The sequence below is a fragment of the Runella sp. SP2 genome (assembly GCF_003711225.1).
In the GTDB taxonomy this organism is placed as follows: Bacteria; Bacteroidota; Bacteroidia; order Cytophagales; family Spirosomataceae; genus Runella.
The window spans coordinates 559,175-580,073 of record NZ_CP031030.1 but is presented as its reverse complement, the minus strand read 5'-3'; the positions used below and the strand labels follow the sequence as shown (position 1 = coordinate 580,073).

Sequence of the window (20,899 nt, the reverse complement as noted above, 5' to 3'; positions counted from 1 at the left end):
TTATGTACCACTCAAGGGAGTTCGGTAAATTTTTTGCGAAGGAATTCGACGTAAAATCAACAAACCAAGCACAAAAATGAACGCCAAAAACAAAAGACTGTTCCGCATTCCCGAAAGTTGGGTGATAATTCCAAAAATGGTCGTTCCCAAAAACGTCGAAAATTTGTCGCAAGCATCATAAAAGCTAAAATACGAAGCTGTATCGGACGTATTTTCGGGTAAAAGTTTGGCGTACGTAGAGCGTGACAGCGATTGAACACCTCCCATCACAAAACCAATCATGGCAGCCAAGCCGTAAAACTCAAGCTCAGTATAAACAAAGTATCCCGACACGCACACGCCAATCCAAATAAAAAGAATCAAGGCAATGGTTTTGGTATTTCCCCATTTTCCCGACAAAACCGCTGCACAGTACGCACCAACGATGGCCAAGATTTGCAACAACAAAATGGTCACAATCAGTGCATTATCTGGCAAGTGAAGTTCGTTGCTTCCAAACAAGGTTCCAATGTACATCACGGTTTGAACCCCCATGTTGTAAAAGAAAAACGACACCAAAAACCGTTTGGTAATGGGCAAATGGTTAAGCTCAGCCAGCACTTTTTTCAGTTCGCGAAAGCCGTTCCAAATCCACCCGCCCGTACGTGCTTCGTTGGAAGGCGTACCGTTGGGCAAATAGTAAAAAGGGATTTGTGAAAAGCCAATCCACCATATCGCTACCGTTACAAACGAAATACGGCAGGCCGTTCCCGAGTCAATTCCACCGTACCATTCGGGTTTGATGAGCATGGTCAAGTTAAAAATCAACAACAAAACACTCCCCACGTACCCCATGGTAAACCCCCGCGCCGACAGTTTATCGAAACGATTTTCGGTCGCGATTTCGGGCAGGTAGGCGTTGTAAAAAACAATACTTCCCGACCAGCCAATCAGTGAAAGCGTAAACGCCAAAATCCCAATCGTAAGGTGTTCACGGTCAAAGAAGTACAACCCCAAACAGCTCAACGCTCCCAAATAGACAAAAAACTGCATGAAGCGCTTTTTCTGCCCGCTGAAATCGGCAATCGCTCCTAGAATCGGATTGACCACCGCAATGAACAAGAACGCAAACGACACTGCAAACGAAAACAAAGCCGAGTTGTTGACAGTCAACCCCAAAAACTCGACATCGGGGCCACCTTGCGAATTGACGGCCGTATTGCTAAAATAAATAGGAAAAATCGCCGAGACAATCACCAGTGCATGGACGGAGTTGGCCCAGTCGTACATGCACCACGCGTTCAGAATGGAGGGTTTATTCTTTTCCATAAAATTGGATTAAGCCTTTTTCGTTCTGGTCGTAAAATAATACACAGGCACGCCGATGGCGGCGATGAGCAGCCCCATTCCTGTATCAAAACGGGTTTTGTCATCAATCAACAAAATCAAACAAATACCAAATGTAACAACGAGGTACAAAATGGGCACCAACGGATAACCAACCGCTTTGTAAGGACGCTCGGTATTGGGTTCTTTGCGACGAAGCACAAAAATACCCCCGATAGTAACCATGTAAAACAACAACGAACCAAACGTACAGTAGTTGAGAAGTTCGCCGTACGTTCCTGAAAGGCACAACAAACTCGCCCACAAACACTGCAACCAAAGCGCTTTGGCAGGCACGCCGTTTTCGTTGAGGGTAGAGGCTTGTTTCAAGAAAAGACCGTCTTGCGCCATGGCGTAGTACAAACGTGCGCCCGCCAAAATAAGGCCATTGTTACACCCAAAAGTTGAAATCATAATCAAAGCCGCCATAATCCCCGCCGCCGAATCACTAAAAATCACCGACATGGCCGCCGTAGCCACACGGTCGTAGTCGGCAAACTGAATTCCTTTTGCAAGCACGTCGGCACCGTCAGGAGTACCTTTGAGCGGAAGAATGCTCAAATAAGCGAGGTTGGCCAACAAATAAATGACGGTCACGATAAGCGTTCCTAAAAACAAACTACGCGGAATATTACGCTTGGGGTCTTTGATTTCGCCCGCTATAAAGGTCACGTTGTTCCAAGCATCCGACGAAAACAAAGAACCAATCATCGACACGCCCAAGGCCATCACCAACGCCATGCCTCCGATGGCAGTGATGCCACCTTCGCTGGTTGCCTTGGAAGCATCCCACGCATTTTCAAAATTTTGGGACAACATTCCACTCTTAAAACCATAACCAAGTCCTACCACAATAAGCCCAAACAAAGCCACCAATTTGGCGATAGTAAAGGTATTCTGAATCATTTTTCCGCTCTGAATCCCTTTGGTATTGATAAAAGTAAGCAAAATAATGCTGGTAATGGCATACAACGACCCTACCGACACCTTGATGGAGCCAAGGGTAACAAGGATATTTTCTGGATTAAGAATGGGAAAAAACACCGCAGAGAATTTTGTAAAAGCCACGGCAACAGCGGCAATCGTCCCCGTTTGGATCACCATAAAGACCGTCCAGCCATAAACGAAACTCAACAAGGGGCCAAACGCCCGTTGGATATAGATATACTGTCCGCCCGCTTTGGGCATCATTCCTGCCAACTCTCCGTAGCTCAATGCCGCAGCCACGGTAACCAAGCCTGTAATGAGCCACGTCAACAAAAGCCAGCCCGTAGAACCGACGTTTCGGGACATATCAGCACTTACGATAAAAATACCAGAGCCAATCATGGCACCAGAGACCAACATGGTTGCATCGAGCAACCCTAGCGACTGTTTAAATCGCGCAGAAGTAGAATCAGACATGTGGAAAACGAGAAGGTTAGGTTTTTGAGTTGAGGCAAATATAAAGATATTATTGGTGTTCTGGCTATACCAAAAGACCGTTTAGGGTAAAATAACGACGTAATTGAAAGAGAATAGTTGTATAAGAAACAATCACCCCTAATCAAAACCTCCCAAAGCGATACCCTTTGGTCTTGAGATCTTTCAGCAACTGAGGAAGGCGAGTGTAAAACTTGTCCGTGCGGCGCGGGTCTGTGCCACCATGAATCAGCACAATTGCCCCATTCAAACCAGTAGGCGACGTTTTTTCAACGTTCATCAATCGGTCGTAGAGCTGCTCGCTGCTGCGGTAATTGGGTAAATCAGGCCAGGTATAATCCGCGTTTGTGCCCGTTACTGGCGTAAAGTTGACCATCGTCAAACCCAAATCACCCGCCCAGTCTTCCACGGCAGCATTATACCATTCATAAGGAGGCATAAACACGAAAGTTTGCTCAGGACGTAACCCAAATTTGGCCAATTCTGTAAAATTATCGCGTAGGTCTTTTTCAAATTGCGCTTGGGTCACCAGCAGCGAATCGCGTTTTCTCCAATCGCAATACAGCAAATGTTTGTCGGAGTGCATCCCTACATAATGCCCTTCCTTAATCATTCGGCGGATGGCGGGTTGAAAGGCTGGATTTCGTAGGAAATCGCCCGTTAGGAAGAAGGAAGCTTTTACATTTTGTTGTTTCAACGCATCCAGCACACTTAGGTTTCCTTCCCCAAATTCGTGCCCCGTAAAAGTCAAATACACTTGTTTTTGGGTAGTATCCATCCGAACCCACGCCCCTTGTGGCTCTTTGACCGCTTTCGTTGTTTGCGACTGGCCCTCTTTTTGGTAAGCCGACAAGATATAACTCAAACTTGCCGTTCCGTCCATGGTTGGTTCGTTGGTCGAATAATCCCCGTAATCGTCGTGATACACCACCAATTTCGACTGAAAATCAGCGTATTCATCAGGACTATACAAGGTTATCCCAATCAGTTTTCCAAAAATACTTCCGTAAATAGGCCCGTCTATCAGCCCACCGTCAATGCGGTAATTGTACAAATGCGTAAAGGCCGAATGCGGGTCATTGGGCCAATCTCCTCCCTCGGGCAAGCCACAAACCATGCTCGTTCCCCACGGGTTGCAGCCAAACAGCCAATCGCGCATGGCAGCTTCTACTTCTTCGTATTGGGGGTCTTGGGTAAGGTTTCGATACAAGTGGAGTTGGGTTAAAATCCCGACAGTCAAGTTATTAGAACACCAAATAAACGGCACTCCGTTTAAAAAGGGATTGCTTTCGCCGCGCGCTTTTACTTTGTCTATTCCCAACTTCATCAACTGACGAAACTCCGTTTGCGTGACATTGCTGTGTTTTGAAAGCCAATAATGGCCCAAATTCACAAACGGATACCACTGGTAATGTTTGGCAGTATCGGCACCCATCCACGGGGTACTAGGCTCTTTTCGTCCAAACGCCGCCGCTTCTTTCCACAACGTAGCACCCGCCGTGGTCGTTTGTGCCAGTTGTGCCGCTGCCAATTCCATGTCGTCCACATAGTTGTCTTCTTCGTAAAAATACGGAGCACGACCTGGCGCCGTTTGGCACACCCCAGGAAACCGTTTGCCGTACTCATACGCATCTTTGGCTTTTTGAAGCAAATTTTCTGCAAATGTTGGGTAATAATTGGCCAATACCTGACTTCCCAACGCAAAAGCCGACGCATATTTCCCTGCCGTGGAAGCGACTCCCGTTGTACGATTTTTGTACTTAAAAAGTCCTTGTGGCTGCCCCGTTACGCGATAAACGGGACGTCCTAGTCCCCAATTAGGGTTATAAACAATGACGTCTTTGTTGGGCAAACGCATCCCTGCGTGGTCGCGGTCGTCGGCCAATTGGTTGTACATCACGTCTTTTTCAGGATTCATTTTGACCAACCAATCAAGCCCCCATTTGGCTTCGTCCAAAATATCTGGAATACCGTTGGGTTTGGGATGCCCTGCGGCATCGTGTTTATCACCAAAAGATTGCGGGTTTTGCTGGTACGCAAACAACAGTTGGTACGTAGCATTGGCCGAAGTAGCCACGTATTGCAAATAGTCGGACGCATCGTGCCAGCCTCCCGACGCATCGATAAACGTACCATTTTTGGTAGAATCAGGATGGTAAATGATGTAGCCATCTTGGCGGTGGCAGGAGTCTTTCAAAAATGGATTGTACCCGCTGCGTTGTTGGCGCATGTATTTCAACACAAAATCGGCCGTGCCGTCATAGACGTCGTTGGCGATTCGGAAATTGGGAGAACGTACACCCGCTGCGCGCAAATAATACGCCCCTGTTTTTTTGAAAGTGCTGAAATTGAGCCGAAAACCTGACTTAAATGCCGCATACGCTCCGAAGGTTTTCACCGATTTGGACGACCATACTACCTTGTCAGTCAGTGCTTCGCACACTTCAAACGACGAAACACTGGGCCATTCTTTGCTGACCAGCACCGCTACTTTAGTAGAATTGGGCAAATATCCCAATTGGTTGATACGTATCCATGACGTTTGGGCAAATAGTGTATTGCACACTAGGCAAAAAAAGACGAATACAGAGTTTTTTTTCATGTGTTGAAGAAGGGTAGTAAAACGGTAAACCTATAAGGTTTTGTAATCGAAAACGAAACCTTATAGGTTTAGGCCCAATTTTTACGAAAAACGCTCAAACTTATCCCAATTTGGTTTGCGTTTTTCGAGAAACGCATCACGCCCTTCTTGCGCCTCTTCGGTCATGTAGCCTAAGCGAGTGGCTTCACCTGCAAACAATTGCTGTCCCACCAAGCCATCGTCCACGAGGTTGAAGGCAAATTTCAACATCCGAATCGCCATTGGGCTCTTGCCCAAAATCTCCTGCGCCCACTGGAAGGCTGTATCTTCGAGTTCATCGTGAGGCACTACGGCGTTGACCATGCCCATTTCAAAAGCCTCTTGGGCTGAATAATTACGTCCTAAAAAGAAAATCTCACGGGCACGTTTTTGTCCAATCATCCGTGCCAAATAAGCCGAGCCGTAGCCCGCGTCGTAGCTGGCAACGTCGGCGTCGGTTTGTTTAAAAATGGCGTGTTCTTTGCTGGCGAGCGTCAGGTCGCAGACAACGTGTAGGCTATGCCCGCCGCCAACAGCCCAACCTGGCACCACCGCAATCACGGGTTTGGTCATAAAACGGATTTGCCGCTGCACTTCCAAAATATTGAGGCGGTCGCGGCCATCTTCGGCGCGGTAGCCTCCTTTTTGGCGGGCTTTTTGGTCGCCCCCTGAGCAGAAGGCCCAAATCCCGTCTTTTGGCGAAGGCCCCTCTCCCGACAGCAGCACCACACCTACTTTGGGGTCGTGGGTGGCATCTTCAAAGGCATTGAGGAGTTCAAAAGTTGTTTTGGGGCGGAAGGCATTGCGCACTTCGGGGCGATTGAACGCGATACGGGCTACGCCGTCGCATTTTTTGTAGGTAATATCGGTGTATTCTTTGGCCGTAATCCAGTTTGGCATAGTCGTAGTTTTTTCTACAAATATGCTGGTGGATTTTGATTTTTCCGAATCCTCAGCCAAAGCAGTATTTTTGGGCTTGGGGGCGTTAGCGCAGCTGTACCTTTTCGACGGTTGGTTTTGCTTGCAGGGGTGCTTTTGGATGAACCGAAACCGATTGTTTTTTGGGGGCAACTTTCTTTTGTGTACTCTTATGAATATTGTACCCAACGAGGAGAATGACAAGCAAAAAGGGTAAACAGTAGAACCCCCACAGCGTTTTGTTAAACATTCGGTGACGTACCGAACCGACGCCCTCATCCACCCGCTGTTCTTCTTTGCCTACTTTACGGCTAAACGTTTCCAAATCGTACAGGTAATCATCGTTTTTAGGTCGGTGTTTTAGCACCCAGGCGTAGAGCTTTCGGTAACGATGTTCGGTGTTGAGGTAATAGGCATCCAAGTACCAGAAAAGTCCAATCGATATCAACAAAAGGGCATTGAAAACATAAGCCATAAAATGATTGGTATCCGATACCAACAAATTATCTTTTCCCAACGCCACCGTAGCCGACAGCACACCTATCAACCACGCTTTGATTTGAAAAGAGTTTTGTGCCATGCGCGTTATCACGGCTTGTATGAGGTCAAGTTCTTTATGAAGTTGGTCCGTTTGTAGGGGCATTTTTCTTTGGAGTTAAATTTTCAATCGTTGATTTTAGGTCATCAATTATTTTTTCCCACGTTGCGCTATCGTTGGGGTTACCCTTTAAATTAATAAAATTCTTGTTTGTCTGTTTTTGGTCAGAAGCATTTTGGTATTGATTCAGCATGTCAAATCGCTGCCAACCGCAGTCCATTAGTTGAATAAAGAAAGGATGTTTTTTGAACTCTTTTGCTTTGGGGATTTCAACATCTAACACATAGGGGACATTCAAAAAATCGGGGCTGAGTAAAAATATAACTATGTCTGACGACTTCAGTTCTTTTTGAATTTTTTCATCCCACAACGTCCCGTTAGTAATCATTCGGTCATGCCAGTAATCCACTATTCCCATCCGTTGCAAAGGGGCAAGATGAACCAAAAATCGCTTAAAAAACTCTGAGTTTTGGGACGAATACGAAATAAACAGCCTTTTTTTGGGATAAGCGTCTGGATTTTTAAGAAAAAGTTTAAAGTCTGCTTTTCGGTAAATTTTATTGTGGTGGTACACGAGCCCTTCGTCTTTCCCATCGCTATTGACATTCTGTTGTTCCAAACACCCCTCAGGCATATAATCGCCAAAAGGCGTTACAATGAGTTTTTCGTATTTGTAATTTTCAATTTGGGACTCGATAAAGGTCATGACGCCCTTGACAAATTCATCGCTAACGGCATTTTTGATAAAACGATGCAGGCGAATACTCGCTATTTTTTCTTTTGTTTTTTCGTCTTCCTCCTCCAGTTCTTCCTCCTCAAAATCAATCAATAACAGTTTCTTTTTGTCGTTTTCTTCGTACAAAATCACCTTGTTTTTCCACATCACGTACTGCCACTTACCATCTCTGAGAAGTTGGTGATAGTATTCGAGCATAACCTCCGCGATAAGGTTAGTGTGGAAAAACTCCCGAAAGTGATACTTCACCAATGGTTCTTCAAACGATGACAAAAAAAGTTGTTCGGTCAAGCTTTGTTTTTCACTCAGATAGTGAGGAGATACGTATTTCGGTTCCGTTTCTCCCGCCCTAAAAATGATTTTGTGCTGCAACATAAAGCCCAAAATGAAATCAATGTGTTGCTTGGCTTCATCTCCTAACCGGCTCTTGGCCTGTTTTTGGGTAAAATACCCATCTCCTTTCATTTCGGGGGCCAGTATAACATAAATCCAGTTGGTAAACTGCTCCAAATCAGCCACTAAATTCTCGTCTAATGCTTTGCGCTGTTCATCGTTTAAGCGGGTGGCTTCGCCCGATTGCGCCGAAGGAGGTTGATAGAAACAAGCCAATGTACCGTGCAAAGCCTGAGCCAAATACCGCAGTTTATCTTCTCCATACCCCTTGGTTTTTGAAGTCGCTTTCCGTAATGCTGCAAGCGGCAAAATCACGCTGTTTTGTTTTTTGATAAACGTCGCTACTTCATCATCTATGACATTGACGGAGATGGACTGTTTTAAAGATATGGACTTGAAAAACTCCGTAATTTTGGCATCCAACCATTCACGTACGTGGGCCTTTTGGTGTTCATCGCGCAACCCAAAAGACCGAATTTCTTTCAAAAAAGGGTAGGCCGTTTTTAAACTCCGATTGTCCAATTCCAAGAATTGCCCATTTTTTGAGGCAATGTTTTGAAGCAAGTGCAGCGTATTGCTGGGTTCTCCGTTTTTATTCCGCATTTTCAGAAAGTAGTTGACACTACCGAGCCAATAACTCAACGGAAAACGCCGCTCTTCTTTTTTGGAGTAATCCAATTTGTCTTCTTGGCCGTTTCCCCAAAGCAACACATAGAGGGCATTTTGTTCAAAAAAGGCAAAGTGGGTATTATGAAAATAGTCTTGGCCACCAAAATCAAAACCTTGAACTTCTATCTCCGTTCCTTTTGGTTGGTACCCAAATAGATTGATGCCATGCGTACTGACATCCTCCTCTTCATGTTTCGGAATGGCTTTGGTAGTGCCCGTCAGTAGGTCCGAAAGCGTTGTTTTCCCTACACCCGTATTGCCTAAGAAGATTAATTTTACCCGCTTTATTTGCTTGGTTTGCCCTTCTCTTTGACGCTGAAAATACGCCAATATCGCTGCCGCTTGTTCTTCTTGCTCCTTTTGATTTGCCAACCCTCTCAGCGCATCATCTTCGAGCGGATTGTCTTTTAAATCAATGATTTCCAAAGGTGGAATGTCTCCCTCAAAATCAACCGTTTTAAGCTGGTTTTTTTGAGCAAACAGGTATTCTAATTGTTGGCAAGAGGCAGGTATTGAAAGGTGTTCGAGTTTGTTGTGGCTTAGTTCAAGAAAGCGGAGTTGAGGAAATTGTCCTTCTAAAGTACACTTAGTTAAAACTCCTCGCGCAGCTTCAAGATGGGAAAGTTCAGCAAAATTGCCTTCTAATATAACCTCATTAAGTTGTGGACAGTCAGAAGCAATCAGTTTTTTAAGATGTTTTGCTCCTTCTTTAAACCAGATTTGCTTTAGGTTTGGATTATGGCTGACATCTATAAAATCTATGGCTACATTTCCGCCAATTCCAATATGCCAAATTTCATTGGGGGTATTCGTATTTTTATTACAACCTAAATGTACAACCTTTAATTTCTCAATTTTTGAAATATTATTATTATAAGTATCATCCCAATCCTCCTGAATAAGCCCACAATCCCCCAAATGAAACCCCCAAAAACCTTCCTTATCTTTAAAATAACGCGGTACACCCGTTGAGACTTTGAGTTCGTCAAAGGAGGCTGCTTTTTGGAGATTTTGAATCTTATCGGGAAAATACAGGCCGTCGATGGTCATAGGGATAAAAGCATTTTGTCAAATTTTAAAACTTTCCTCTCCTTTGTCATTCCGTAGGAATCTATTTTATCGCGGTATAGATGCCTCCTGAGGTCGGCATGACAAAAAGCGCGGGTTTCTTAAAAAGCGTAAAAGGGTAAAAATACAAAGAATAATTCAGTACCGGAACACCCGAAACCCGTTGTTGGAGTACTTGTTGTAGTAATGATTCCTATTACGAACCGCCACGCGGGCATGGCTAAGATTGTAGCCCCAAGACCCGCCACGAAGCACGCGGAAGTCAGTATGACCTGCTTTCAATACTGCCCCGTTTGAGAATGCTTTACTTACATCTTCATTCCAGTTGTCCTCGCACCATTCCCGTACATTCCCACTCATATCGTATAGGCCAAACGCATTGGGTTCTTTGAATCCTACGGGCATGGTTTGGTCATTGGAATTGTCTTTAAACCAACCCACCTCGTGGAGTTTTTGGCTGCCGCTGTATTCAAAATGCTGGTTGGCGCGGGCGGCATACTCCCATTGGGTTTCGGAGGGAAGTCTAAACTGCAAGCCGTCGTTGAGTTTTACCTGTTCATTCAGTCGTTGCAGAAATTGTTGTGCATCGTCCAGAGAAACACGCTCCACAGGGCGGTGCTTGCCTTTGAAATGAGAAGGGTTCTCACCCGTTACTTTTTCGTACAACTCCTGTGTCACGAGGTAGCAGCCCGCGTAAAAGCCTTTTTCAAAGGTAATTTGAACTTTATCTTGAAACAGAAACGTACCCGCGTCTATCCAACGAAGGCGGGTGTAGGGCAAGTCGAGGAGGGTGTCGATGTCTTTCATAGTTGAGGCTCTAAAACAAAACTTCCCGAAAGTAATAAAACTTTCGGGAAGCTGCTAAGGTACGGGGTCGTGGCCGTGCCCACCCCAAGGATGGCAGCGGCCAATGCGCTTGAGACCCATCCAACCGCCCTTGAGCGCACCGTGCTTTTGCACTGCCTCAATCATGTACTGAGAGCAGGTAGGTGAATATCGGCACGAGTTGGGCAAGTACGGCGACAACATCACCTGATACGCCCTAACGAGAAAGATAAGGATGGTTTTCATAAGGGAATCCCCCCCCTCTCTAGAAAGGAGAGGAGGGCAGGGCGGGTGAGGTTACCACAACTGATTCGGATACTTTCCGTCGTCGTGCAATTTCTTCAATGCTGCTTGTACCGTCGGTTTGTCTTCGGGATAAGTCACCCCAAACCATTCAGAGGCGTTAGGAATCACTTTGAGCTTTCCTTTTCCGCTCTTAATGAGGTGCGTTGCCACGACAGGAATATAAAATTCCGCCTTGGGGGCGTTGTAATTATGCCGCGCATAGTCGGCAAACAATTCGTTGGTAATCGGAAAAACCGATGGCTTAAAGCCCCAAAAATTCATCGAAACGGGCGTTTCGGGCGTAAGTTCGGTAAGGTCGCCGCTCTCGTCGAAGAAAATTTTTCCGTCTTGCGGGAAAATTTTGGTGCGTTCGGTCACCACGTCCAAGTATCCTTCGTCGTTTACCTCACACACCCCGCGCGATACGGTTCCGTTTTCCGAAAGCGTCTTTTGCACTTGGTACGCAATGAGGGTATGTTCCGAATCGTCGGCACTTGTTGTCAAGAAATCGGCTACCAATTGAAACGCTTCAAGGCCGTAAAAATCGTCGGCGTTGATGATGGCAAAAGGCGTTTGGGTTTGTTCCCATCCGCACAACATGGCGTGCCCAGTTCCCCAAGGTTTTGAGCGCTCAATCGTTCCCAATTCCTCAGGCACGTGGCTCTGAAACCCTTGAATGGCGTAATCGTAGTCGATTTTACCTTGAAGTTTGGGGCCAAATATTTCTTCAAAATCGTTTTTTAGCTCTTCGCGGATAATAAAAACAATCTTGCCAAAACCCGCCCGAATCGCGTCGTAGAGCGAATAATCAATGATGGTTTCGCCGTTAGGGCCAAATTGGTCAAGTTGTTTGATGCCGCCATAACGGCTTCCCATGCCAGCAGCAAGAATTAAGAGGGTGGGTTTCATTAATCAGTATTGGATTGGTTAACTATACAATTGTCTGAGGGTTTGTTACCCTTTATTTCTTTTGAGGAATTGTTTGGCAGAAACATGCTTGACGACCCCTTCGTCGTTCGCAATCACGAACGATTGCCCCAGTAGTGCTTTTTTATGAACAAGTGCTTTGAGCGACTTATCCATTCCTACCAAAAACTTTTCGGATAATTCTTTGCTACTCATTTGAGCTTACTTTGTGAATGATTTGTTGCCAAATTTGCTTATTTACGACTTCAATACTTCCATTTTTTTCACCATTTGCAATCAGTTCTGGGGTTAAATCCGAGTTATCTATCAATAACCACTGATCACACACCCCCATAAACAAATGAAATAAGTTCTCAAGCCCTCTTTGATAGCGTCGCTTAATTACCTCGGATGGGATAGAATGACCTCCTTCAATCACACGTTGCTTTACCCGTTCAATCGCCATAGCAAAAGATGGAAGCCAGAAAAATGCTAGTACCACATGATACCCTTTCAATTGCGCTTCTTTGAGCAAGGAAACATAGCTTTTCGTCGCTAACGTTGTTTCCAAAGCAAAATCCACATCCAACGACAATAAATATCGAACTCGCTGAAGCATAATTCTACCTGCCTCAAAAGCAGCACCTTCTGGGTTAAATGGAGAAAGACCTGCTGCAATATTGTCAGCATTTACAAACTCTTTACAATTAAGCATTTCGGGCAAAATTATAGCCGCCGTCGTCTTTCCCGCCCCATTTGGTCCTGCTATGATGTACAGAGTAGGCATTCGCTAGAGATTTTTACTCATCTCCAACATTCTATCTACCGATTGGTAGGCTTTTAGGCGAATGTCTTCGGGGACGTTGATCTCGGGTTGTTCGTACAAAAGTGCGTTGTAGAGTTTCTCCACCGTGTTCATCTTCATGTACGGACACTCGCTGCACGCGCAGGTGTTGTTTTCGGTAGCGGGGGCAGGAATAATTTTTTTGCCCGTTCCCGCTGCCGCTTGTTTCATTTTGTGCAAAATCCCTGCTTCGGTGGCCACGATAAACTCGTCGTGGGCGCTTTCACTTACAAACTTCAAAATGGCAGTTGTTGAGCCCACAAAGTCGGCTTGAAGCAAGATATTGTCCTTACATTCGGGGTGAGCTACTAAAAGCGCGTTGGGGTATTTTTCGCGAAGGGCTTTCAGTTTTGCTTCCGAAATATCCACGTGAACGATGCACGCCCCGTCCCAAAGCACCATGTCACGACCCGTTTTTTTCGAAACGTAGCGCCCTAAGTTGGCGTCAGGAGCAAAGATAATTTTTTGGTCTTTGGGCAACTGTTCCACAATCTTTACGGCGTTCGACGACGTCACGATGATGTCCGACAACGCCTTGATTTCGGCCGAGCAGTTGATGTAGGATAGCACCAAGTGGTCGGGGTATTGGGCTTTGAAGGCCGCAAACTTATCGGCAGGAGCCGAATCGGCCAGCGAGCAGCCCGCGTTCAAATCAGGAATGACAACTTTTTTCTCTGGGCTAAGGATTTTGGCCGTTTCTCCCATAAAATGCACGCCACAAAACACAATCATGTCGGCAGGCGTACTTGCGGCTTGTTGCGACAACCCGAGGCTATCGCCGATGTAGTCAGCTAAGTCCTGAATCGCTCCGTCCACGTAGTAGTGCGCCAAGATAACGGCGTTTTTTTCTTTGCGAAGTCGATTGATTTCAGCGACCAAATCAAGGTCAGGTGCGGCGGTTTCGCGCACGTATCCGTATTTTTTTACTTGTTCGAGAATTTCCATTGTCAACTAATATTTGGCTCAAACTTACACAATTTGTTTTTTGATTTTAAGTAGATTTTTTTGAATTTCAAGGAAGAGTCGTCTTTTAATCCGTAATTTGGAGCTTTTTACCTTAACGATGTATTTCCAAAAATGCCCTGGGCCAAGTATTTATCCGTTATTTTCGCCAGTATGGTAAAGTTTGTAGCAGGTCCCATCACGGGCTATGCACTTCAGCTAACTTGGTACGAAACAGCCCTTTGTACGCTTATTGGCATGATGATTAGCGTCGTGGTTATCACTTTTTTAGGCACGCTTGTTCAGCAAATCATCGGCAACTATCGCCGTCAAAAACCACGCCTTTTCAGCTCACGGACACGTCTGGCCGTAAAGGTCTGGAAAAAATCGGGTATGACGGGCATTGCCTTCCTTACGCCGTTGCTTTTTACACCCATTGGGGGGACGCTTATAGCCCTGTCTTTCAAAGTAAAACGCCCCATCCTACTCACCCAAATGCTCATCTGGGGAAGTGTCTGGGGCGTCGTTTTTAGCGTAGCACTCTATTGGATTTTTCCGCTTTTCAAACAATTTTATTGATTCCCCAAAATCACGGGTACTCCTTTACCTCCTCCCATGATAACCACTTTGGCGTTGGGCGAAGTCGCAAGTTCTTTTTGCGCTTTGATTTGTTCGTACTGCAACTGACGGTCGGTGAGGCTTTCTGAAATAATTTTTTGATAATCGGCAATCCCCTGGGCTTCTACCCGCTTACGTTCGGCTTCTTGTTTTTCTTTGCTCAACACAAATTGCATTTTTTGGGATTCTTGCTCAGCATTAATTTTTGACTCAATTGTCTTTTTGACCGATTCAGGCAAGTTAATATTTCGAATTAGCAAACTCTCCAAAAACAACCCCCGCACTTTGAAATCTTTCTCAATTTGTTGAAAAATTTTGTCTTGAAACTGCTGACGCTTGTTAGAATACAAGGCCACGGCTTCGTAGTTGACGGCATTGTCACGAATCCGCGTACGAGTGACAGGGCGCACAATCTTGTCTTGGTAATTAGGCCCAATTTCTCGCAAAATCTTAGGTGCTTCGGTCGGAATCACGCGATAAAGTACCGTCAAATCCACAATCACTTCCAACCCATCCGAAGTCAACACTCGAATGGCATCGTCGCCTTCTTTATCTCCCTCGTCCCTCACTGCCGACATCGTATAGTTTTGGGTTTTAACGTCGATAGACTCCACGTCCACCAATGGATTGACGAAGTTTAGCCCACTAGTCAAAACACCATCACTTACTTTCCCAAAAAGAGATTGAACGCCTACCGTACCTGCGTCAATTTGTTTGATACAAGCCGTAAGAAAACCAACAACCATCACAATAACACCTACTGTTTTAACAGGACGCGAAAATTTGGCTAAGGCCAACGCAGGGGTGTTGATAGCAAAGCCTGCTATCAGAACAATGGCACCAATAACTATCAGAAACATAGTAGTTTGAGGTTAAAAATTAGACCACAAACGTACATGCTTCTTCCGCTGATTATTCTCGATTTGGAAGAATGGTTTTGGGAGAACAAGAAAAGTAAAAAAACGGGAAGAATGGCAAATTACACCGTTTCCTTTGCGGGAACCTCTTCTCGTTCTTTGGGTATTTTGGGCTTGATAATCAGGCGCAACGATTGGTCGTAAGTGACATAATTCCAGAGCCAGTTGATAAAAATCAAAAGTCGGTTTTTTACCCCTACAATCGAAATCAGGTGCACAAACATCCAGGTTACCCAGGCAAAAAAGCCCTGAAACTTCCAGAACGGCAAGTCCACCACGGCCAAGTTACGTCCGACCGTCGCCATCGAACCTAAGTCTTTGTACGTAAAAGGCTGCATTTCTTGGCCTTTTAGTAATCGACCGAAATTTTTGGCCAACAATTCGCCTTGTTGCATGGCAGGTTGTGCCAACTGCGGGTGGCCATTGGGGTATTTTTCTTCGGTCATCAACGCCAAATCACCTAAGGCAAAGATATTTTTAAAACCTTCAACTTGGTTAAAACGGTTGACTTTGATGCGCCCACCGCGTCCGTAGGCTTCCGTCGGAATGCCGTCGATGCCGTTGGCTTTTACCCCTGCAGCCCAAATCAAGTTGTTGGTACGCAGGCGGTCGCCCGTGTTGGTGTACGCATATTTTCCGTCAAAATCAGTAATACGCATTCCAAGACGCAGGTTAACCCCCAAGTCAGTAAGGTACTCTTTGGCTTTGACCGACGCTTCTTTTGACATGACCTCCAGCACCGCAGGCGATGATTCATAGAGATAAATCTGCATCGAGTCAAAGTTCAATTCGGGATAGTCTTTTGGCAAAATATGCCGTTTCATTTCGGCCAATGTCCCCGCAATTTCCACGCCCGTCGGACCTCCACCAACAATCACCACGTTCATCAATCCTAGCCGTTCTTCGAGCGATTGCGTACTGAGCGCATCTTCAAAGTTTTGCAACATCCGATTCCGAATCGCCAACGCCTCGCTCACCGATTTCATCGGCATGGCATTTTCGATGATATTTTTCATGCCAAAGAAATTGGTATCGGCCCCCGTTGCCAGCACCAAATAATCGTACTCAATCATTCCCAAACCCGTTTCAATGACGTTGGTTTCGGTATTGATGTGCTTCACGTCCGTCACACGAATGTGCACATTCTTTTTGGACTGAAACACTTTCCTGAGCGGAAACGAAATAGAACTAGGTTCCAAACCTGCCATAGCCACCTGATAAAACAAGGGCTGGAACTGGTGGTAGTTGTTTTTATCGACAAGAACTATTTGAACATCTGAACGTTGCGAAAGCTTGCGGGCAAGCACAAGCCCACCGAAACCCGCGCCAACAATCACGACGCGTTTGAGTTCGGTTTTGGGAAGATTGGGAGTCATGGTTGAAGAAGAAGTATTTTTTCTCAAGAACACATCCAATGGCTGGTTGGTTCTTTATTTTGTTACTACTTTTAAAGCTCCTTTTACCCACTCCGCTTTTGTTTTTAGCTTTTCTAGGCTACTGTCTGTCACGGTGATGTGTCCCATTTTGCGGAAAGGTTTCGTGATTTTTTTGCCGTACAAAAACGGGAAAACACCGTGCGTGGCCAACACCTCGTCCATGCCTTCGTAATGAGCAGGCCCCGTATGTCCCTCCTCTCCCAGCAAGTTGACCATCGCCGCAGGTGTATAGGCCGTGGTATCTCCCAAAGGCAAATTCAGAATCGCCCGCCAATGTTGTTCAAACTGCGAAGTTACATTGGCCCGAATTGTGTGGTGACCGCTGTTGTGCGGGCGCGGCGCTACTTCATTGATAAGTACTTGACCGTCTTTGGTCAAAAACATTTCAACGGCCAACAATCCCACAATGCCCAGCGCTTCGGCCGTTTTTTTGGCGAGGCTTTCGGCTTGTTGTTCTACCTCGGCTGAGATTTCGGCAGGTGCAAACAAATACTCCACTAAATTCGCTTCGGGGTGAAAAACCATTTCTACCGTTGGGAAAGTGGCCATTTCACCTTTTTCGTTACGCGCTACAATCACGGCCAATTCTTTCTCAAAATCCACGGCTTTTTCCAACAGCCCAGGGGCATCAAAAGCTTTGTCAAAATCGGCGGGCGTGGCAATGCGTTGAACACCTTTACCATCGTAGCCATCGCGACCTAATTTGTGGAAAGCAGGCAGAAAATCGACGTAATTGGCTACGTCAGCCCGATTGTCCGTGAGGATAAAATCGGCGGTTGGCAAACCGTGCTCACGATAAAACTGCTTTTGGGTACGCTTATCCTGAATCAAGCGAATCAGATGCGGCTGCGGAAACACCTTCTTTCCTTCTCTTTCAAGGGCTTCGAGCGCGTCCACATTTACCTTTTCAATTTCGATGGTCAATACATCCACATCCTGACCAAAGCGATACACTGCCTCGTAGTCTTGCAGCGAGCCTTCTACAAATTCAGGGGCGATGGGGGCACAGGGCGCATCGGCGGCATCAATGATTTTTACGTTTAGGTTCCAATCAATGGCGGCTTGCAACAACATAAGCCCAAGCTGCCCACCTCCCAATACGCCGACTTTTTTGCTAGTATCAAACACTGTTATCTGTTATTTTTTGTTCCTTACTGGTTTGGGGGCAAAGTTACAGACTCCTTTCACATTTATTAGTATCTTGCGGCCTCAAAACAATTCTAACTGAGAATAACCCCTTCACGCAGTACAACATGGCACTTCAAGTTGGTGACAAAGCGCCCTCGTTTGAGGCCAAAGACCAAGACGGCAACACCATAAAACTATCTGATTTTCAAGGCAAAAAGATTGTCATTTATTTTTATCCCAAAGATAGCACCCCCGCTTGTACCGCCCAAGCTTGCAGCCTGCGCGACAACTATGATGCCTTGCTTCACAAAGGCTTTGCAGTGCTGGGTGTGAGTGTCGATGACGAAAAATCACACAAAAAGTTTGCTAACAAGTATAGTTTGCCCTTCCCCCTCCTTGCTGACCCTGAGCATACAATCGTTGAAGCTTACGGAGTTTGGGGCGAAAAGATGTTGTACGGACGAAAGTACATGGGTACAATTCGTACTACCTTTATCATTGATGAAGCGGGTGTTATCCAAGAAGTGATTTCGAAAGTGGATACCAAAAACCATGCAGGACAAGTGTTAGGCGGCAACTAATCGCGGCTATCATTAGTCCTTCTTCGCAAAAATGTAAGTTTTTCTGAGTAAATACCCTTAAAGTGTCACTTTGACAATTATATTTGCAACAATTTCAATTCTACCAATACTTTACTAATTCAAATGACTGAGCTACAAAGCATTGCTTCGCAAGTAAGACGCGATATTTTACGAATGGTTCACGGCTGTCAATCGGGCCACCCTGGCGGGTCTTTGGGCTGTGCCGATTTGTTAGTGGCCTTGTATTTTCAACAAATGAAAATCAATAACCGCAAAGGCAAAGGCGGGTACTTGTCGTTTAACATGGACGGCAAAGGAGAGGATCTTTTCTTCTTGTCAAACGGTCACATTTCCCCTGTTTTTTACAGCGTGTTGGCCCGTCGTGGGTATTTTGATGTAAGTGAGCTTGCTACTTTCCGTAAACTTAGTTCACGTTTGCAAGGTCACCCTACTACGCACGAGCACCTTCCAGGCGTTCGCGTGGCGTCGGGTTCGTTGGGACAAGGGCTTTCGGTAGCTATCGGAGCGGCACTTTCTAAGAAATTGAACGGTGATAAAACACTCGTTTATTGCTTGATGGGCGACGGTGAGCAACAGGAAGGACAAATTTGGGAAGCCGTTCAGTTTGCACCGAACAACAACGTGGACAACCTCGTGGCGTTTGTTGATGTAAACGGTCAGCAAATCGACGGTTCTACGAAGAAAGTAAACGACAACCGCGATTTGGGAGCTAAATACAAAGCCTTTGGCTGGAGAGTATTGCACGTTGATGGCAACAACATGGACGAACTCACGACGCTTCTCCGCAAAATCAAGCGTTTGGTAGGCAAGGGCCAACCCATCGCCGTGATGATGAAAACCGAAATGGGTCAAGGTGTTGACTTTATGATGCACTCGCACAAGTGGCACGGTGTAGCCCCTAACGACGCACAATTGGAACAAGCTCTTTCACAATTAGAAGAAACTTTGGGAGATTACTAGAAATGAAAAAATACACGTTCACAGAAAAAAAAGACACTCGTAGCGGTTTCGGTGCGGGTATGCAAGTTTTAGGTCAGACCAACCCGAACGTCGTTGCGCTTTGCGCCGACCTTGTGGGCTCGTTGAAACTTGATGCGTTTATCAAAGAAAATCCAGAGCGCTTTATTCAGTGCGGGATTTCGGAAGCCAACATGATTGGAATGGCCGCAGGGCTTACCATCGGGGGTAAAATTCCGTTTGCGACTACTTTCGCCAACTTCGCTACTAGTCGTGTGTACGACCAAGTACGCCAAAGCGTAGCGTATTCGCACAAAAACGTTAAAATCTGCGCTTCGCACGCGGGTCTTACGTTGGGCGAAGACGGGGCTACGCACCAAATATTGGAAGACTTGGGAATGATGAAAATGCTTCCTGGCATGACCGTTATCAACCCATGCGACTACAACCAAACCAAAGCCGCTACCATCGCCATTGCTGAGCACGACGGCCCAGTTTATTTGCGTTTTGGTCGTCCAGTGATTCCAGTTTTTACCGATGCTGACCAAAAATTTGAAATCGGAAAAGCATGGATGGTCAACGAAGGAACTGACGTAAGTATCTTTGCTACAGGCCATTTGGTATGGGAGGCGATTCAGGCGGGTGAAATGCTCGAAGCAGAAGGCATCAACGCAGAAATCATCAACATTCATACGATTAAACCTTTGGACGAAAAAGCCATCTTAGCTTCGGTAAAGAAAACGGGTTGTGCTGTTTCGGCCGAAGAACACCAAGTAGCGGGTGGCTTAGGCGATAGTATCGCACAGGTATTGATTCAGAAACACCTTGCTCCGTTGGAATACGTAGGAGTAAAAGATTCGTTTGGCGAAAGCGGTACACCTGCTCAATTGATGGAAAAATACGGTCTTTCGGCCAAAGCCATCGTAGAAGCCGCCAAACGTGCTATTGCTAGAAAGAAATAATTGTTAACGGTTATCTGTTATTTGTCAACCGTTGAAATATTTATAATTTCGACCCAAACGGTTAACCAATAACAGATAACGAGTAACACAAAGCGTAGCGCATGACTGACCAAACCATTATTGAGAAATTTGCCAATCCTGAAAGCCGTAATTTCGCTTTCAATCAACTGGTTCGAAAGTACCAGCAGAAAATGTATTGGCACATTCGCAAAATGGTGATTGACCACGACGACGCTGACGATTTGACACAAGAAACCTTCATAAAAGCCTGGCAGTCGCTCGAAAATTTTCGCGGCGACTCCCAGCTTTACACGTGGCTTTACCGCATTGCTACCAACGAGTGTCTCAATTTTTTAAACAAAAAACGTCGTCGCTTTTTTCTTTCTATCAACGACGTTGAGGGTGAACTACTCGAAAAATTAGAAACCGCAGCAGGACATTCCGACTACCCCATCGCTGGCGATGAAATACAGCTAAAACTGCAAAAAGCTGTACTTACGCTGCCCGAAAAACAGCGTTTGGTTTTCAACATGAAGTATTTTGATGACCTTACCTACGAGGATATTTCGGAAATTACGAAAACCTCCGTGGGCGCATTGAAGGCGAGTTATCACCACGCGGTGGCAAAAATTGAGAAGATTTTAAACGGGGAAGATTAAACTTTATTGTCGCAGGTTTGTCAAAAACA

At 45.7% G+C, this 20,899-nt stretch carries 20 protein-coding genes; 5 read left to right on the top strand and 15 right to left on the bottom strand.

Features of this window, described 5'->3' with window-relative positions:
* From DTQ70_RS02285 to nadA, 12 genes are all read right to left on the bottom strand, one after another.
* A complete protein-coding gene (locus DTQ70_RS02285) occupies nucleotides 1-1,308 on the bottom strand; it encodes an MFS transporter (RefSeq protein ID WP_122929309.1) in 1,308 nt (435 codons plus the stop codon).
* A gap of 9 nt (nucleotides 1,309-1,317) precedes the next feature.
* Entirely contained in the window at nucleotides 1,318-2,769 is a 1,452-nt protein-coding gene (locus DTQ70_RS02280) for an APC family permease (protein WP_122929308.1), read from the bottom strand.
* 142 nt (nucleotides 2,770-2,911) lie between these two features.
* Nucleotides 2,912-5,389, bottom strand: a complete 2,478-nt coding sequence (locus DTQ70_RS02275) for a glycoside hydrolase family 9 protein (RefSeq protein WP_122929307.1) — start codon at nucleotides 5,387-5,389, stop codon at nucleotides 2,912-2,914.
* Nucleotides 5,390-5,470: 81 nt separating this feature from the next.
* A complete protein-coding gene (locus DTQ70_RS02270) occupies nucleotides 5,471-6,307 on the bottom strand; it encodes a 1,4-dihydroxy-2-naphthoyl-CoA synthase (protein ID WP_028526294.1) in 837 nt (278 codons plus the stop codon).
* Nucleotides 6,308-6,392: 85 nt separating this feature from the next.
* Nucleotides 6,393-6,968: a hypothetical protein gene (locus tag DTQ70_RS02265; protein WP_122929306.1), complete on the bottom strand. Its 576-nt coding sequence runs from the start codon at nucleotides 6,966-6,968 to the stop codon at nucleotides 6,393-6,395.
* A complete protein-coding gene (locus tag DTQ70_RS02260) occupies nucleotides 6,940-9,771 on the bottom strand; it encodes a TIR domain-containing protein (RefSeq protein ID WP_122929305.1) in 2,832 nt (943 codons plus the stop codon). Before DTQ70_RS02260 ends, DTQ70_RS02265 begins: the two co-directional genes overlap by 29 nt.
* 156 nt (nucleotides 9,772-9,927) lie before the next feature.
* On the bottom strand, nucleotides 9,928-10,596 hold the full coding sequence (locus DTQ70_RS02255; protein ID WP_122929304.1) for a formylglycine-generating enzyme family protein: 669 nt from the start codon (nucleotides 10,594-10,596) through the stop codon (nucleotides 9,928-9,930).
* A 54-nt stretch (nucleotides 10,597-10,650) separates the two neighbouring features.
* Complete coding sequence (gene yidD, locus DTQ70_RS02250; RefSeq protein WP_122929303.1) at nucleotides 10,651-10,860, bottom strand: membrane protein insertion efficiency factor YidD; 210 nt, start codon at nucleotides 10,858-10,860, stop codon at nucleotides 10,651-10,653.
* A gap of 51 nt (nucleotides 10,861-10,911) precedes the next feature.
* Complete coding sequence (locus DTQ70_RS02245; RefSeq protein ID WP_122929302.1) at nucleotides 10,912-11,808, bottom strand: sugar phosphate nucleotidyltransferase; 897 nt, start codon at nucleotides 11,806-11,808, stop codon at nucleotides 10,912-10,914.
* A 45-nt stretch (nucleotides 11,809-11,853) separates the two neighbouring features.
* The gene (locus tag DTQ70_RS02240) at nucleotides 11,854-12,021 is read right to left on the bottom strand and encodes a histidine kinase (protein ID WP_122929301.1); all 168 of its coding nucleotides are present in this window, start codon (nucleotides 12,019-12,021) and stop codon (nucleotides 11,854-11,856) included.
* Nucleotides 12,014-12,592 carry a zeta toxin family protein gene (locus DTQ70_RS02235; protein WP_122929300.1) on the bottom strand — a complete coding sequence of 193 codons (579 nt, stop codon included), beginning with the start codon at nucleotides 12,590-12,592 and terminating at the stop codon, nucleotides 12,014-12,016. The genes DTQ70_RS02240 and DTQ70_RS02235 overlap by 8 nt, the downstream gene beginning before the upstream one ends.
* Nucleotides 12,593-12,595: 3 nt before the next feature.
* On the bottom strand, nucleotides 12,596-13,594 hold the full coding sequence (gene nadA, locus DTQ70_RS02230; protein WP_122929299.1) for a quinolinate synthase NadA: 999 nt from the start codon (nucleotides 13,592-13,594) through the stop codon (nucleotides 12,596-12,598).
* Between the two features lie 171 nt (nucleotides 13,595-13,765).
* On the opposite strand from nadA, the gene DTQ70_RS02225 reads away from it, so the two are divergent.
* Complete coding sequence (locus DTQ70_RS02225) at nucleotides 13,766-14,170, top strand: hypothetical protein (RefSeq protein WP_229600057.1); 405 nt, start codon at nucleotides 13,766-13,768, stop codon at nucleotides 14,168-14,170.
* Here the strand turns inward: DTQ70_RS02225 and DTQ70_RS02220 are convergent.
* The 3 genes from DTQ70_RS02220 to DTQ70_RS02210 form a co-directional block, all read right to left on the bottom strand.
* Nucleotides 14,164-15,069 (bottom strand): prohibitin family protein, encoded by a 906-nt coding sequence (locus DTQ70_RS02220; RefSeq protein WP_122929297.1) that lies wholly within the window; start codon nucleotides 15,067-15,069, stop codon nucleotides 14,164-14,166. The two genes, DTQ70_RS02225 and DTQ70_RS02220, sit on opposite strands and share 7 nt — an antisense overlap.
* A gap of 119 nt (nucleotides 15,070-15,188) precedes the next feature.
* Nucleotides 15,189-16,502: an NAD(P)/FAD-dependent oxidoreductase gene (locus tag DTQ70_RS02215; protein ID WP_122929296.1), complete on the bottom strand. Its 1,314-nt coding sequence runs from the start codon at nucleotides 16,500-16,502 to the stop codon at nucleotides 15,189-15,191.
* 54 nt (nucleotides 16,503-16,556) lie between these two features.
* A complete protein-coding gene (locus DTQ70_RS02210) occupies nucleotides 16,557-17,690 on the bottom strand; it encodes a 5-(carboxyamino)imidazole ribonucleotide synthase (protein WP_122929295.1) in 1,134 nt (377 codons plus the stop codon).
* A gap of 125 nt (nucleotides 17,691-17,815) precedes the next feature.
* On the opposite strand from DTQ70_RS02210, the gene bcp reads away from it, so the two are divergent.
* The 4 genes from bcp (at nucleotide 17,816) to DTQ70_RS02190 (ending at nucleotide 20,870) form a co-directional block, all read left to right on the top strand.
* Nucleotides 17,816-18,271: a thioredoxin-dependent thiol peroxidase gene (gene bcp, locus DTQ70_RS02205; RefSeq protein ID WP_122929294.1), complete on the top strand. Its 456-nt coding sequence runs from the start codon at nucleotides 17,816-17,818 to the stop codon at nucleotides 18,269-18,271.
* Between the two features lie 123 nt (nucleotides 18,272-18,394).
* A complete protein-coding gene (locus DTQ70_RS02200) occupies nucleotides 18,395-19,252 on the top strand; it encodes a transketolase (RefSeq protein WP_409050424.1) in 858 nt (285 codons plus the stop codon).
* Nucleotides 19,253-19,254: 2 nt separating this feature from the next.
* A complete protein-coding gene (locus DTQ70_RS02195; protein WP_122929292.1) occupies nucleotides 19,255-20,211 on the top strand; it encodes a transketolase family protein in 957 nt (318 codons plus the stop codon).
* A 101-nt stretch (nucleotides 20,212-20,312) separates the two neighbouring features.
* Nucleotides 20,313-20,870 (top strand): RNA polymerase sigma factor, encoded by a 558-nt coding sequence (locus DTQ70_RS02190; protein ID WP_122929291.1) that lies wholly within the window; start codon nucleotides 20,313-20,315, stop codon nucleotides 20,868-20,870.
* Nucleotides 20,871-20,899 lie beyond the last annotated feature (29 nt).

Excerpts from the sequence above, each read along its gene's own strand:
- DTQ70_RS02265 (WP_122929306.1), bottom strand. The coding sequence starts at position 6,968 with ATGCCCCTACAAACGGACCAACTTCATAAAGAACTTGACCTCATACAA.
- DTQ70_RS02275 (WP_122929307.1), bottom strand. The coding sequence starts at position 5,389 with ATGAAAAAAAACTCTGTATTCGTCTTTTTTTGCCTAGTGTGCAATACA.
- nadA (WP_122929299.1), bottom strand. The coding sequence starts at position 13,594 with ATGGAAATTCTCGAACAAGTAAAAAAATACGGATACGTGCGCGAAACC.
- DTQ70_RS02270 (WP_028526294.1), bottom strand. The coding sequence starts at position 6,307 with ATGCCAAACTGGATTACGGCCAAAGAATACACCGATATTACCTACAAA.
- DTQ70_RS02245 (WP_122929302.1), bottom strand. The coding sequence starts at position 11,808 with ATGAAACCCACCCTCTTAATTCTTGCTGCTGGCATGGGAAGCCGTTAT.
- DTQ70_RS02260 (WP_122929305.1), bottom strand. The coding sequence starts at position 9,771 with ATGACCATCGACGGCCTGTATTTTCCCGATAAGATTCAAAATCTCCAA.
- bcp (WP_122929294.1), top strand. The coding sequence starts at position 17,816 with ATGGCACTTCAAGTTGGTGACAAAGCGCCCTCGTTTGAGGCCAAAGAC.
- DTQ70_RS02190 (WP_122929291.1), top strand. The coding sequence starts at position 20,313 with ATGACTGACCAAACCATTATTGAGAAATTTGCCAATCCTGAAAGCCGT.
- DTQ70_RS02255 (WP_122929304.1), bottom strand. The coding sequence starts at position 10,596 with ATGAAAGACATCGACACCCTCCTCGACTTGCCCTACACCCGCCTTCGT.
- DTQ70_RS02240 (WP_122929301.1), bottom strand. The coding sequence starts at position 12,021 with ATGAGTAGCAAAGAATTATCCGAAAAGTTTTTGGTAGGAATGGATAAG.
- DTQ70_RS02280 (WP_122929308.1), bottom strand. The coding sequence starts at position 2,769 with ATGTCTGATTCTACTTCTGCGCGATTTAAACAGTCGCTAGGGTTGCTC.
- DTQ70_RS02215 (WP_122929296.1), bottom strand. The coding sequence starts at position 16,502 with ATGACTCCCAATCTTCCCAAAACCGAACTCAAACGCGTCGTGATTGTT.
- DTQ70_RS02220 (WP_122929297.1), bottom strand. The coding sequence starts at position 15,069 with ATGTTTCTGATAGTTATTGGTGCCATTGTTCTGATAGCAGGCTTTGCT.
- DTQ70_RS02200 (WP_409050424.1), top strand. The coding sequence starts at position 18,395 with ATGACTGAGCTACAAAGCATTGCTTCGCAAGTAAGACGCGATATTTTA.
- DTQ70_RS02225 (WP_229600057.1), top strand. The coding sequence starts at position 13,766 with ATGGTAAAGTTTGTAGCAGGTCCCATCACGGGCTATGCACTTCAGCTA.
- DTQ70_RS02195 (WP_122929292.1), top strand. The coding sequence starts at position 19,255 with ATGAAAAAATACACGTTCACAGAAAAAAAAGACACTCGTAGCGGTTTC.
- yidD (WP_122929303.1), bottom strand. The coding sequence starts at position 10,860 with ATGAAAACCATCCTTATCTTTCTCGTTAGGGCGTATCAGGTGATGTTG.
- DTQ70_RS02235 (WP_122929300.1), bottom strand. The coding sequence starts at position 12,592 with ATGCCTACTCTGTACATCATAGCAGGACCAAATGGGGCGGGAAAGACG.
- DTQ70_RS02285 (WP_122929309.1), bottom strand. The coding sequence starts at position 1,308 with ATGGAAAAGAATAAACCCTCCATTCTGAACGCGTGGTGCATGTACGAC.